Raw genomic sequence first — 13782 nt, forward strand, 5'->3', positions numbered from 1 at the left:
GTGGCCCGCGCCCAAGCGCCGGCCGAGTGTGCGACATGGCAACTACCCGCTTCCAACGCTGATCCCGCCACGCCTTGTGCTTCCACAAAAGGGCGCGCGGCGCCTTTATTTTTGCCCGTCATCCAGACGGGCAAAGCAAAACCGGCCATCCATGGCCGGACTCTTCAGAAAAGGCACCCATCACCAGGGTGCGTATCAGGTACCGACATGATTGAAATTACGCTACCCGACGGCAGCAAGCGCCCCTTTGACCATCCCGTCACCGTGCAGGACGTGGCTGCCTCCATTGGCGCCGGCCTGGCCAAGGCCACGTTGGCCGGCAAGGTGGACGGCAAATTGGTGGATGCCGGCTTTCCGATTGACCACAACGCCAGCCTTGAGATCGTCACCGAGAAGAGTCCGGAGGCGCTGGAAATCCTGCGCCATTCGACGGCGCACTTGCTGGCGCAGGCTGTGCAGCGCCTGTATCCGGGTGCGCAGGTCACCATCGGTCCGGTGATCGATAACGGCTTCTATTACGACTTCGCCTATGAGCGCCCCTTCACGCCGGATGACCTGGTGAAGATCGAGGCGGAGATGGAGAAGATCGTCAAGGAACAATTGCCGGTATCGCGGAGCGTGAAGTCGCGTGACGACGCGGTGAATTTCTTCCGCGGCATCGGCGAGGAGTACAAGGCCGAGATCATCGAGAGCATTCCTTCGAATGAAGAGCTTTCGCTGTACACGCAGGGCGAGTTCACCGACCTGTGCCGCGGCCCGCACGTGCCCAACACCGGCAAGCTACGCGCGTTCAAGCTGATGAAGGTGGCCGGCGCCTATTGGCGTGGCGATTCCAATAACGCGATGCTGACGCGCGTGTACGGCACCGCGTGGCTCAATGACAAGGATCTCAAGGCTTACCTGCATCAGCTGGAAGAGGCCGAGAAGCGCGACCATCGCAAGATCGGCAAGGCGCTGGACCTGTTTCATCAGCAGGAAGAAGCGCCGGGCATGGTGTTCTGGCACCCGAACGGCTGGGCCATCTGGCAGGTCGTGGAGCAGTACGTGCGCGGTGTATATCGCAGTAGCGGTTACCAGGAAGTGCGCGGTCCGCAGATCATGGATGTGAGCTTGTGGAAGAAGTCCGGCCATTGGGACAACTACCAGGAAAACATGTTCTTTACCGAATCGGAGAAGCGCACGTATGCGCTGAAGCCGATGAACTGCCCGGGCCATGTGCAGATCTACAACACCCATCTGCACAGCTACCGCGATCTACCGATTCGCTATGGCGAGTTCGGTGGCTGCCATCGCAATGAGCCGTCCGGCGCACTGCACGGCATCATGCGCGTGCGAGCCTTCACGCAGGATGATGGCCACATCTTCTGCACCGAGGCGCAGATCGAACCCGAGGTGACCGCGTTCCATCAGCAGGCCATGAAGGTTTATGGCGATTTCGGTTTCGACGATATCGCACTGAAGATTGCCCTGCGCCCGGACAAGCGTATCGGTAGCGATGAAGTGTGGGATCGCGCAGAAGACGCGCTGCGCGCCGCGCTGCGTTCGGCGGGTGTCGAGTGGGAGGAGCTCCCGGGTGAGGGGGCTTTCTATGGCCCCAAGATCGAGTACCACATGAAGGACTCGATCGGCCGTGCCTGGCAGGTCGGCACCATGCAGGTGGATTTCATGATGCCCGAGCGCCTGGGCGCCGAATACGTGGACGAACACAGCCAGCGCAAGCATCCGGTAATGCTGCACCGGGCCATCGTGGGCTCCATGGAGCGCTTTATCGGCATCCTGATCGAGCACCACGCAGGCAACCTGCCGGCCTGGCTGGCGCCAGTGCAGGCCTCAGTGTTCAGCATTACCGACGCCCAGTCCGAGTATGTCCGTCAGGTCACGCAAGCCCTTGTCGATAAAGGCTTCCGAGTACAGGCCGATTTGCGCAATGAGAAGGTCGGCTATAAAATCAGGGAGCATACGTTGCAGAAAGTCCCTTACCTGCTGGTGGTCGGTGATCGCGAGAAGGAGTCAGGGGGTGTATCCGTACGTACCCGTTCCGGTGAAGACCTGGGCAGCATGCCGCTGGCCGAGTTCATCGAACGCCTGGAAACCGAGACCCGGCGCTAAGCGCCAGGCCGGTCATTAACAAGAACTCTTCTGGAGGATAGTGGTATCGCTACCACCGACAACAAGGGCAATCGCCGTAACCTCGAAATCCGCGTTCCACGCGTTCGCGTGATCGGCGCTGATGCGGAACAGCTCGGCATCCTTACCCGCGACGAGGCGCTGGCACTGGCGCAAGAGGCGGGCATGGACCTGGTCGAGATCCAGCCGAACGGCGACCCGCCGGTCTGCCGCATCATGGATTACGGCAAGTTCAAGTTCGAGGCCCAGAAGAAGGCCCAGGCGGCCAAGAAGAAGCAGAAGCAGGTCGAGATCAAGGAAGTGAAGTTCCGTCCGGTGACGGACGTGGGCGACTACCAGATCAAGCTGCGCAACATGCTCCGCTTCCTGGAAGAGGGCGACAAGGTCAAAGTCACCATCCGCTTCCGCGGTCGAGAGATGTCCCACCAGGACCTGGGCCAGAACCTGGCCAAGAAGATCCAGGAGGACGTCGGCGAGAACGGTCAGGTCGAGTCGTTCCCGCGCCTGGAAGGCCGCCAGATGGTCATGATGATCGGGCCGAAGAAGAAGCAGTAGGCCCTCAAAACGGCGGCCTAGGGCCGCCGTTTTGCTTTATGGGGGTAGCCCTTGCACCGCCTTTTGGCGCTGTCATCCGCTCCGCTCCGGGAGCGCGGCATTTAGAGCTGGTATTGCCCCCCATCCCTCCGTATAATCACCGGTTCGACCCGCCAGGAAGGGTCGTGAACCGATCGTGGCAGGACGGAAAGCGTGGCTTCGGGCTACCGCCAGATCAGTCAGAAACCGGGGTCTCAACCCCCATCAAGGAGCATTACCCATGCCCAAGATCAAGACCAACCGGGCGGCGGCGAAGCGTTTTCGCAAGACCGCGTCCGGTAAGTTCAAGGCCGGTCACGCCTTCAAGTCGCACATCCTGACCAAGAAGTCGACCAAGCGTAAGCGCGGTCTCCGTGCCACCAACCACGTCAAAGCTTGCGACACCAAGGGTGTAGCACGCATGTTGCCGTACTTGTAAGGCGAGGAGATAAACCATGGCTCGTGTAAAGCGTGGCGTTACCGCCCGTCGTCGTCACAAGAAAATCATCGGCCGCGCGAAGGGTTACTACAACGCCCGTCGCAAGGTCTTCCGCGTTGCCAACCAGGCCGTCATCAAGGCCGGTCAGTACGCCTATATCGGCCGTAAGCAGAAGAAGCGCCAGTTCCGCGCTCTGTGGATCGTGCGTATCAACGCTGCTGCCCGTCAGTTCGGCTTGTCCTACAGCCGCCTGATCAATGGCCTGGCGAAGGCAGGCATCACGGTCGACCGCAAGGTGCTGGCCGACATCGCCGTGCACGACATCAAGGCGTTTGGGGCCATCGCAGAAAAGGCGAAGGCCAGCCTAGCCGCTTGATCGTCAACCACTGACGATATGATGTGAATCAAGCGGGGAGAAGGCCAAACGCCTTCTCCCCGTTTTTGTTTCTGTGGACTTCCAAACCGGAATCGCATCGATGGACGATCTGGAAAGCCGCGCCGCGCAGGCGCAGGCTGAAATCGACAAGGCCGATACGCTGGAGGCGCTCGATGCGCTTCGCGTCGGTCTGCTGGGCAAGAGCGGCATCGTTACCGCCGCATTGAAGGCGCTCGGTGCGTTGGCACCGGACGAGCGCAAGGCACGCGGCGCTGAGGTGAACCGGGTTAAGGATCGCCTCGCCGACACGCTTGCTGCGCGCAAGCAGGTGCTGGAGCAGGCCGAGCTGGATCGTCGCCTCGCTTCCGAAAAGCTCGATATCACCCTGCCTGGTCGCGACGGCGAGCGTGGCGGCATCCATCCGGTCACTCGTGCGCTGGAACGCATCAGCGCGATCTTCGCCCGCCTGGGCTATCAGCGCGCCGATGGTCCGGAGATCGAGGACGACTGGCACAACTTCGAGGCGCTGAATTTCCCGCCGCACCATCCGGCGCGCGCCATGCACGACACCTTCTATTTCGGCGACGGGCGCCTGTTGCGCACGCATACCTCGCCAGTGCAGATCCGCTCGATGCGGGGCCGCCAGCCGCCCATCCGCATCATCGCGCCAGGCAAGGTCTATCGCAGCGACTCGGATCAGACCCACTCGCCGATGTTTCACCAGATCGAAGGCCTGCTGGTCGACGAAACCTCCAGCTTTGCCGATCTCAAAGGCACGCTGGCCGAATTCGTCCGTGCCTTCTTCGAACGCGATTTCGAAATGCGCTTCCGCCCCAGCTACTTCCCCTTCACCGAGCCCTCGGCCGAAGTGGACATCCGCTGGGACGCCGAAGACGGCTCCACGCGCTGGCTCGAAGTGCTCGGCTGCGGCATGGTGCATCCCAACGTGCTGGAGAATTGCGGCATCGATCCGGAGCGCTATACGGGCTTCGCTTTCGGTCTCGGCGTCGAGCGCTTCGCGATGTTGCGCTATGGCGTGTCCGACCTGCGCGCGTTCTTCGAGAACGATCTGCGCTTCCTCAAGCAGTTTGCCTAAGAGCCAGGGACGGGGACTGAGAAGTAGGGGCGTGGCCCCATCGTTGCGCAAGATTCGGTTTTCGCGCCCTCGCTACTCATCCCTCACCCCTCGAACAAAGTGAGCCAAGCATGAAATTCTCCGAGAACTGGCTGCGCGAGTTGGTCGAGATCAAGGCCGACCGTGCCGCACTGGCCCATGCGCTGACCATGGCGGGGCTGGAAGTAGAAGAACTCACGCCGCTGGGCGAAGGCCTGGCCGGTGTGGTGGTGGTCGAAATCGTCGGCGCCGAAAAGCACCCGGAAGCTGATCGCCTGCAGGTGTGCAAGGTGAGCATGGGGCAGGGTGAGCCGCTGCAGATCGTCTGCGGCGCGCCGAATGCGCGCGTGGGCATCAAGGTGCCGCTGGCGACGGTGGGCGCCAACCTGCCGGGCGGCATCGCTATCAAGGCAGCCAAGCTTCGCGGCGTGGAATCGTTCGGCATGCTGTGTTCGGCCAAGGAGCTGGGTATCGACGCCGATGCGTCCGGTCTGTTGGAGCTTCCGCTGGACGCCCCGGTGGGCAAACCGCTAGCCGACTACCTCGGTCTGCCCGATGCGAGCATCGAACTGAAGCTCACCCCGAATCGCCCGGACTGCCTCGGCCTCGTCGGCCTTGCGCATGACGTCGCGGCCTTGTTCGGCAGCGCGGTGAAGGTGCCTGCACAAGCCAGCACGCCGGTGAGCAGCGAAGCCGGTCGTGGCATTCGGCTCGAAGCCGGCGCCGATGCGCCGCGCTACCTCGGTCGCGTCGTCGAAGGCATCGATCCGCAGGCGCGTACGCCATTGTGGTTGGCCGAGCGCCTGCGCCGTTCCGGTCTGCGCCCGATCAGTGCCGTCGTCGATGTCACCAACTACGTCATGCTCGAGCTGGGTCAGCCGTTGCACGCGTTCGACAATGACACGCTCGAAGGCGACGTCGTGGTGCGTCACGCGCGCCATGGGGAAACCGTGAAGCTGCTCGACGGATCGGAAGCCAAGCTCGATAGCGGCTTCGTGCTGATCGCGGACGAACGCAAGGCGTTGGCCGTCGCCGGCGTGATGGGCGGTTACAACTCGCGTGTCACCGACACCACGCACAACATTTTCCTGGAATCGGCGCACTTCGCCCCGGCGGCGATCATGGGACGCGCGCGCAAGCTGGGCATGCATACGGATGCTTCGCACCGCTTCGAGCGTGGCGTCGATCCCGAGCTGCCGCGCCGTGCGCTCGAGCGCGCCACCGAGCTGCTGCTCTCCATCGCCGGCGGCAAGGCGGGTCCGGTGTTGATTGCTGAAAATCTTGCCGACTTGCCGACGCCGGCAACAGTGACGTTGCGTCGCGTGCGCCTCAAGCGCGTGCTGGGCGTGGATGTGGCCGATGCCGAAGTCGTGCGTATCTTCACCGCGCTGGGCATGCACATTGAAACCGTCGCCGATGGCTGGCGCGTCACGGCGCCCAGCAGCCGTTTCGATATCGAGCGCGAAGAGGATCTGGTCGAAGAGGTCGCACGCATCTTTGGCTACGACAATATCCCCACTCACACCCCCGCTGGCGCGTTGACCTTGGTTGTCGAGCCGGAGGCGCGCATCAATGAACTTGCCTTGCGCGAACAGTTGGCGGCGCGCGGCTATTACGAAGCGGTGAACCTCTCCTTCCTGTCGGCCGACCTGCTGGCCCGCTGGGGCTTCACCGAGTACCTGGTGCCGCTGGCCAACCCGTTGTCGGCCGACCTGGCGGTGATGCGCCCAGCGCTGCTGCCGGGCCTGATAGAGGCTCTTCGCCACAACCGCGCCCGTCAGCAGGAGCGTGTGCGCCTGTTCGAAGTGGCGCGGGTGTTTGCTGCGGGCGACCCGCCGCTGGAAACCCCGAGCCTGGCTATCGTCGCCTGCGGCTCGGCGCACGCCGAGCAGTGGGGCGAAGCCGTCCGTCCGCTGGATTTCCACGACCTCAAGGGCGACCTGGATGCTCTGATCGCTTGGGGCGGCGAGCCGCAGCGCTGGTCGGTGCACGCCGACGGCCTGCCGGGCTGGCTGCATCCGGGGCGCGGTGCTCGTGTTGCGCGCGATGGTGAAACCGTGGGTTACCTCGGTGCCCTACACCCTCTGCTGGCCAAGACATTGGACCTGGGGCCGGACGTCCACGTGCTGGAGTTGGCTCTGGAGCCCCTGCTGGCCCGCCGCCTACCCAAGGCCCAACCGGTACCCCGGTTCCCCTCGGTACGTCGCGATATCGCTGTCGACCTGCCAGAAGAGGTGCAATGGGCACAGGTCGAGCAGTGCGTCCGCGGCGCCCTGGGCTCGCAGCTCAAGGCGCTGGATCTGTTCGATCGTTACAGCGGAAAAGGGGTCGAGATTGGCCGAAAGAGTCTCGCTATGGGCTTGATTTTGCAGGACGCTTCACGCACGCTTACCGATGACGACGCGGATCGCTGCGTACGTGAAGCAGTAGGCGCGTTGGAGACAGCATGCAAGGCAAGATTGCGAGGATGACATGGCGCTGACCAAGGCGGAGATGGCCGAGCGCCTCTTTCTCGAGGTGGGTCTCAACAAGCGTGAGGCAAAGGAATTCGTGGACGCCTATTTCGAGGTGGTCCGCGAAGCATTGGAAAAGGGCGAGCAGGTGAAGCTGTCGGGTTTCGGCAATTTCGACCTGCGTCAGAAGAACCAGCGCCCGGGACGCAACCCGAAAACCGGCGAAGAGATCCCGATCTCGGCCCGCCGCGTGGTCACGTTCCGCCCGGGGCAGAAACTCAAGGTGAGAGTCGAGAGCTATGCTGGACCAAGGGAATAACACCGAACTCCCGGCCATTCCGGCCAAGCGTTACTTCACCATCGGTGAGGTAAGCGATTTGTGTGGTGTGAAGCCACACGTGTTGCGCTACTGGGAGCAGGAATTTCCCGCGCTCAATCCAGTCAAGCGTCGCGGTAACCGCCGTTACTACCAGCGCCACGATGTTCTGATGATTCGTCAGATCCGTGGCCTGCTGTACGACGAAGGCTTCACTATCACCGGCGCACGTGCGCGTCTTGAAGGCCCGCAGGCGCGTATGGAAGCCAGCATCTCCCACCAGATCGTGCGCCAGGTGCGCATGGAGTTGGAGGAAGTGCTGAGCTTGTTGCGTCGCTGAAACGCGCTCCAAATAACTTTCATCAAGGTCTGGCGAACTGCTAGACTTGCAAGCTTGCCGTATCGTCGGGGCGTAGCGCAGCCTGGTAGCGCATTTGCCTGGGGGGCAAAGGGTCGTGGGTTCGAATCCCGCCGCCCCGACCAATTCGGTGAAATAGACAAACGGCGCCTCGGCGCCGTTTTTCGTTTAGCCCGAGAGATCGGCGAATCAGGCCGCCATGGCGCCCAACGTCAGCACCGAGGGCAGACGACTGTCCGGATGCATCCGCAGCAGCTGATAGGCGACGCCGCCTACGCCCGGCAGCAGGCCTGGCACGAACACCTCCCGCGTCACGCCGCAGTTGGGGTTGTAATCCTCGAGGCTCGTCAGCATCTGCGCCAGCAGTCCGTCGCGCGTCATGCCTTCCGGCGCTTCGTCGTGAGCGATGGCGCGATCCAGAAGTTCCCAGGCACCCATGTCGCCATGGCATAGGCAGTGATTCCAACCCAGGCCCATCCGCGTGGTGGCTTTGGCCGCACGCTGTAGCAGCACGCGCGTCTGCGGATTTTCCAGATGCGGGTCGATATCGAGGTGCGCCAGGCCGATGCCGACCGCGCCATGGCACCATACGGCGGTGGTCTTGGGGCCGCCGAGTTTGCGCAAATCCAGCCAGTTCTGTTCCTCGGCATCGAACAGCGAATCTTCGAAGTCGAAAGCCGCGCGGGCGGTGCGTTCGAACTGCGCGTCGCCGGTGGCGCGCGCCAGCTTGAGCAGGGCCCAGCCGATACCCGTTACACCGTGTGAGTAGCCGCCGAGACCTTCCGGCCATCGCTGTGGATGTACCCAGTACGCGCGGTCATCCGTATAGCGCGCGTCGTTGCACAGCTGCTGCCCCAGCTCCCTGGCCATGTCGAGAAAGCGTTGCTGCCCGGTATGCTCGGCTAGCGCCAGCAGCGCGGAAATTGCGCCGGCCTTTCCGGTAAGCACGTCATTCATTTCGTCGGCTGCGGCTGCCTCGAAGATGCCTTCAGCCAGCGCGCAGGCTCGCTGCACTTCACCATGGCGGTCGCCGTTCCAGTGAGACAAGGTCAACAACGTCCATATCTGCGAACCGAGACCGATATAGGCGCCGGGTGTCGGTGGACGTGCCTTGACGTTGTCTTGCTTGATTTGCGCCAGCCGCTCTTCCGCCACGCGCAAGGTGTGCTGTAGGTCGTCGGACAAGGTTTCGATACCTTCCACCATGTCGGCGCGGCCTGCATGCATCTCGCGCACGTAGGCGGCGGTGAGCAGCGCCACGCCCGACAGGCCCGCATACAGATCCGTGGACAAGGGCTGCACCGACCAGCCGGTGGGATTGAGCACGGGCGCGACCCAGGCCACGCTGCGGTCCTGGCCGCGGATCGCATGGCTCAGCAGACCCTGCATGATGCGAGCCGCCATGGCGCGGCGTCGCCTATCCAGCTCGCCATGGCGGATGGATGCCGGCGCGAGTCCCGCCAAGTGCGATGCCCAGCCGTCATTGAGATAGGCGCTGACCATCGTGGCTCGGATCACATTGCGTTGGAATTCGAAATCCGAGGCATGCCAATGCCGCAATGCCGCCGCCGCGAGATCGTTGGATGGTAGCCAGCGATCACCGCGCGAACCTTCCAGCTGGCCGTCGCGGACCAGCGTGTGGAAGAAGGGGATATCGCCGACCAGCAGGTCTTCGACTTCGTTACGGATGACGACCGGGTCGCTCGGCGCGGTAGCCACATTGGCCGCCATCTTGGCCAGCAGATCTTCGGCGCGCTGCCGCGCTTGCGGTTCATCGTGCAAGGACACGGGATGCCAAAGCATGCGGGCGATTTCCGCATACGCCTCGGTAGACCTCACCACCACGCGCACACGGCAGTCCGCAAATACGTCGAGGCGCGGCGCCAGTTCGCCGGAGGCATCGAGTCGCCGCAGCGTAGCGGTCAATTGATCGAACGCTTCCAGTGCTTGCGGCCAATGCATGGCCAACGCGGGTTGCTTGCTGGGATGGTTCTGCGCCGTGGGTGCGGGAACCATGGCCGAGCCCAGATGCGCCTCGTCGGTTCCCGCCTTGATGATGGTGGGTATGGACATCATCGGCTGCTGATCCGGGAGCGACCCGACCCCGGAATGATCGATGCCGCGCCAGCCAAGTGCCTGTGCCCGTCCGGGCAGCAGGCCAATGCTGAGCACCGCACCCGCGATCAGTTGCGCTGCTCGGTCCAGGGCTTGGCCAAAACCCGAGGGCGGCATGGCGATCCTGGGTGTGAACAAGGTTTCGCAATCCACCACCACCGGCCTGTCGCCGTTCGCGATCAGGTTTTCCGCATGAAGATCGCTGGCGCCGAGCAGGTGCATGATGGCCAGCCAGTGCCCGATGCCGCGATAGAAACTACGCAGTTCGTCCTCGTCCGCCGCGTAGCGGTGTTCCATGAATTCGGTCCAGCCATACTCTTGCCGATCCATGGCGCGAGGCACGCCGATGTGCAGGGGATGGTCATGATCGGCTGCCAGCTTGTCGATGAAATCATGCAAGCTGATGTCGACAGCCACCGAGCGCGGCTTGTAGACGATACGGCCGCCTTGGCAGCGCATCAACGCAACGGTGAAGCCGCCGCGGTGACTGTCGCCCGCGCCAAAGCTCAAGGCTTCCAATTCGCCGGGCGGCGCGCCACACAGCATCTCCAGGCTGGCGCGATCCGCGGCCCAGCGTTGAGCGAACAACAGCGAAGTGCGGCAGCGGTTGCGTATCACGCATTCGACACGCTGCAACAACGTTGGATAGTGTTCCTTGAGTCCGTCCCAAAAGGCAGGTTGGGACGACTGCTGTAGAAAATCAGCCCATCTCGCAGCGGGGTCTTCGCCATTGAGGCGCTTGTAGACGCGCGCCGCATTGAGTTCCACCAGCAATGTGCGCGTGAGCTTGGCATGAAGAATGCCGAGCAGCGAGTCGCGCGTTTGCTCCGTGATGAGTTCGCGTTCGCCGGGATGAAGATTGGGAACGACGAGAAGCTGGGCTGTCAGCTCGGCCATGAAAGGCGCGAGCAGACAGCCCAGCGGCGGTGCGAAACTATCGGAGATAGCGTCGGACACCTTGCGTGCTTTAACAGCAGTAGGCGATAGCGGAGCCCGTGCAGATAGAGCCGCAATAGCCCGAACCACAAAATAGATCTTCGGAAAAAATCTGCGTAGCGCCGGTGATATCGGCTTCTGCGAATTGACCGCTGACAAAAAGCGGACCGGCCGGGTTATCCGAATTAGCGCTGCTGCGCCACTGGTCGGCTACTTCTTGAGTTGCATCGAGCATGACTTCCTCCTCACATGGTATGTGCAAGACGACAAGTACGATTGCCCCTGTGCGAGCTACCTGAGCTGGTAGTCGCCTTGACCGTATAAACCATCGATAAGGGTTGCGTCAACGACGCAGCGGTCGCCGTGAGTTACGCATGTGGCGATAAGGTGATCTGCTTTGCAACTCGGTCAATGGCTTATCGGGCGGCTTTATTGCGGTATGCGTCAATGCTGCCGTAAATGCAGCAGCGTCACTACCGCATATACCCATGACGTATTGATGATGCGCTAATCGTATCGCCCGTTTTGGCCGGCTATGCGCGAATGATTGCGAACAAGTTGTCGATGACCGGTTCGAACGTCTATCAAGGCACTTGCAGCACAATCTTCCCGACATGTTCGCCGGTCTCCATCAGGCGATGGGCGTCCGCCGCCTGCGCGAGTGGGAAGACCCGGTAAATCATGGGCAGGCATCGTCCGGCCTCGAGCACCGGCCATACGCGGGCCAGCAGGTCATTCGCGATCTCCGCCTTCTCGGCGGTGCTGCGTGCCCGCATGGTCGAGCCGGTTACGATGGCGCGCTTCAGCGCAAGCATCTGCAGGTCGATCTGTTCCGCAATCGTTCCACCTAGAAAGCCGATCACCACTAGGCGGCCATCGCGTGCCAGTGCCGCCAGATTCCGCTCGAAGTAGGCGCCGCCCATGATGTCGAGGATCACATCGACGCCGTGGCCATCCGTCTTGTTGAGTACGGCGAGGGCGAAGTGTTCCTCCCGATAGTTGATCGCCTCCGCACCCAGTTCGCGGATTGCCGCGCATTTACGCTCGTTGCCGGCCGTGGCGAAGGCGTTGATGCCGAATTCGCGGCACAGCATCAGCGCTGTGGTGCCAATGCCGCTGGTGCCGCCGTGGACCAGCACGTGTTGTCCCTTGGCCGCCTTGCCGATGCGAAACAGGTTCGCCCAGACGGTGAAAAAGGTTTCCGGTATCGCGGCCGCCTGCACAGCATTCAGCCCGTGTGGCCGTGGCAGGGTTTGTCCGGCGGGAAGCACACAATATTCGGCATAGCCGCCGCCGTTGGTGAGGCCGCACACTTTGTCACCCAGTGAGAAACCTGTGGCGCCTTTGCCGATGGCGACGATCTCGCCGGCCACTTCCAGTCCGGGTGTTGGATGCGCGCCGGGCGGCATGGGGTAGTTGCCCAGCCGCTGGATGACATCAGGCCGGTTGACGCCGGCGGCCTCGACCCGCACCAGCAGCTCACCTTGTCCGGGCGAGGGAACTGGTACGGTACGTGGTTGCAGAACGTCGGGACCACCGGGCGTGGTGATCTCGATCTCGGTCATCAGCTCCGGCAGTGCGGTTCGGGTCATGACACGGGCGTTGCAGTGGCCAACGACTTCGTTGGACGGGCCGCTACGTTACCCCTTGCAGCAGTGAAGGATGCGTGTGTGCGGACGGCGGCTTCGTCCAAACGAAGCGCGCCACGGAAGCTTGCGACCGATCAATACAACACACGGCTCCGCAGTGTGCCGGGAATGGCGGCCAGCTTGTCCTTGAGGATCGCCGCCTGCGCCTGGTCGGCGGAAACGTCGATCACCACGTAGCCGACCTGTGAATCGGTCTGAAGAAACTGGGCATCAATGTTGATGTTGCCGGCCGAGAACAGTTCGTTGATGCGCGAAAGCACGCCGGGCACGTTACGGTGGATGTGCAGCAGACGCCGGCTGTTCGGATGCTCGGGCAGGGTCACTTCGGGGAAGTTGACGGCCGACAAGGTGGAGCCGTTGTCGCTGTAGCGCACCAGCTTGCTCGCCACCTCGATGCCGATGTTGTCCTGCGCCTCCAGCGTGCTGCCGCCGATGTGCGGGGTGAGGATGACGTTGTCCATGCCGATCAGCGGCGAAACGAAGGCATCGTCGTTGCCCTTGGGCTCCACCGGGAACACGTCCACCGCGGCGCCCGCGAGATGCCCGCTGCGCAGCGATGCGGCCAATGCGTCGATATCCACCACGGTGCCGCGCGACGCGTTGATGAGCAGGGAGCCTGCGCGCATCTTGGCCAACTCGGTAGCTCCGATCATCAACTTGGTGGCCGGCGTCTCGGGCACATGCAGCGTCACCACGTCGGCGCGCTCCAGCAGGTCGTTCAGGCTGCTCGCGGCCCGTGCATTACCCAGCGACAGCTTGGTTTCGACGTCGTGGAAAATCACCCGCATGCCGAGTGCTTCGGCCAGCACGCCGATCTGCGTACCGATATGGCCGTAGCCGACGATGCCCAGCACCTTGTCGCGCGTTTCAAAACTGCCCGCTGCCGACTTGGTCCAGCCGCCACGATGGCACAGCGCATTTTTCTGCGGGATACCGCGCAGAAGCATGATCGCCTCGGCGATCACCAACTCGGCGACGCTGCGCGTATTGGAGTAGGGCGCATTGAATACGGGGACGCCGAGCACTCGCGCCGCTTCCAGGTCGACCTGGTTGGTGCCGATGCAGAAGCAACCGACCGCGATCAGGCGGCGGGCATGGTTCAGCACGTCGGCGGTGAGGTGGCTGCGCGAGCGGATGCCCACGATGTGCGCCTCGGCGATGCGTGCTTTCAGCTCGGCCTCCGGCAGCGACTTCTCATGGAACTCGATCTGGCTGTAGCCGGCGTGGCGGAAACTCTCCACGGCGCTCTGGCTGACGCCTTCCAACAGCAGGACCTTGATGTCTTCTTTCGGGAACGAGGTTTTCATGGAGAAGTTTTCATGGAGG

At 62.7% G+C, this 13782-nt stretch carries 12 protein-coding genes and 1 tRNA gene; 9 read left to right on the forward strand and 4 right to left on the reverse strand.

Going from position 1 to position 13782, the window contains the following annotated elements; translation table 11 throughout:
* The first annotated feature begins 207 nt into the window (after positions 1-207).
* The 9 genes from thrS (at position 208) to OUZ45_RS09990 (ending at position 7881) form a co-directional block, all read left to right on the forward strand.
* Complete coding sequence (gene thrS / locus OUZ45_RS09950; RefSeq protein WP_266169875.1) at positions 208-2109, forward strand: threonine--tRNA ligase; 1902 nt, start codon at positions 208-210, stop codon at positions 2107-2109.
* 30 nt (positions 2110-2139) lie between these two features.
* A complete protein-coding gene (infC, locus tag OUZ45_RS09955; RefSeq protein ID WP_083748006.1) occupies positions 2140-2682 on the forward strand; it encodes a translation initiation factor IF-3 in 543 nt (180 codons plus the stop codon).
* Between the two features lie 259 nt (positions 2683-2941).
* Positions 2942-3139, forward strand: a complete 198-nt coding sequence (rpmI, locus tag OUZ45_RS09960) for a 50S ribosomal protein L35 (RefSeq protein WP_038615747.1) — start codon at positions 2942-2944, stop codon at positions 3137-3139.
* Positions 3140-3155: 16 nt separating this feature from the next.
* Positions 3156-3515 carry a 50S ribosomal protein L20 gene (rplT, locus tag OUZ45_RS09965; protein WP_128898432.1) on the forward strand — a complete coding sequence of 120 codons (360 nt, stop codon included), beginning with the start codon at positions 3156-3158 and terminating at the stop codon, positions 3513-3515.
* Between the two features lie 100 nt (positions 3516-3615).
* Positions 3616-4611 carry a phenylalanine--tRNA ligase subunit alpha gene (gene pheS / locus OUZ45_RS09970; protein WP_266169877.1) on the forward strand — a complete coding sequence of 332 codons (996 nt, stop codon included), beginning with the start codon at positions 3616-3618 and terminating at the stop codon, positions 4609-4611.
* 110 nt (positions 4612-4721) lie between these two features.
* Positions 4722-7100, forward strand: a complete 2379-nt coding sequence (pheT, locus tag OUZ45_RS09975; RefSeq protein ID WP_266169879.1) for a phenylalanine--tRNA ligase subunit beta — start codon at positions 4722-4724, stop codon at positions 7098-7100.
* A gap of 1 nt (position 7101) precedes the next feature.
* On the forward strand, positions 7102-7401 hold the full coding sequence (gene ihfA / locus OUZ45_RS09980; RefSeq protein ID WP_026635111.1) for an integration host factor subunit alpha: 300 nt from the start codon (positions 7102-7104) through the stop codon (positions 7399-7401).
* Positions 7382-7738, forward strand: coding sequence for a MerR family transcriptional regulator (locus tag OUZ45_RS09985; RefSeq protein WP_266169880.1), 357 nt, complete (start codon positions 7382-7384; stop codon positions 7736-7738). Before ihfA ends, OUZ45_RS09985 begins: the two co-directional genes overlap by 20 nt.
* A gap of 66 nt (positions 7739-7804) precedes the next feature.
* Positions 7805-7881 (forward strand) — tRNA-Pro (locus OUZ45_RS09990).
* Between the two features lie 64 nt (positions 7882-7945).
* On the opposite strand, the gene OUZ45_RS09995 is transcribed toward OUZ45_RS09990, so the two are convergent.
* The 4 genes from OUZ45_RS09995 to serA all read right to left on the reverse strand — a co-directional run bounded on the left by OUZ45_RS09995 (position 7946) and on the right by serA (position 13763).
* Positions 7946-10828, reverse strand: a complete 2883-nt coding sequence (locus OUZ45_RS09995) for a type 2 lanthipeptide synthetase LanM family protein (RefSeq protein WP_266169881.1) — start codon at positions 10826-10828, stop codon at positions 7946-7948.
* 10 nt (positions 10829-10838) lie between these two features.
* On the reverse strand, positions 10839-11042 hold the full coding sequence (locus OUZ45_RS10000) for a DUF6229 family protein (protein WP_266169882.1): 204 nt from the start codon (positions 11040-11042) through the stop codon (positions 10839-10841).
* A gap of 349 nt (positions 11043-11391) precedes the next feature.
* Positions 11392-12372, reverse strand: coding sequence for an NAD(P)H-quinone oxidoreductase (locus OUZ45_RS10005; RefSeq protein WP_266169883.1), 981 nt, complete (start codon positions 12370-12372; stop codon positions 11392-11394).
* Positions 12373-12530: 158 nt separating this feature from the next.
* Entirely contained in the window at positions 12531-13763 is a 1233-nt protein-coding gene (serA, locus tag OUZ45_RS10010; protein WP_266169884.1) for a phosphoglycerate dehydrogenase, read from the reverse strand.
* Positions 13764-13782: the final 19 nt, after the last annotated feature.

This window comes from Dyella subtropica, assembly GCF_026283965.1.
GTDB lineage: Bacteria > Pseudomonadota > Gammaproteobacteria > Xanthomonadales > Rhodanobacteraceae > Dyella_D > Dyella_D subtropica.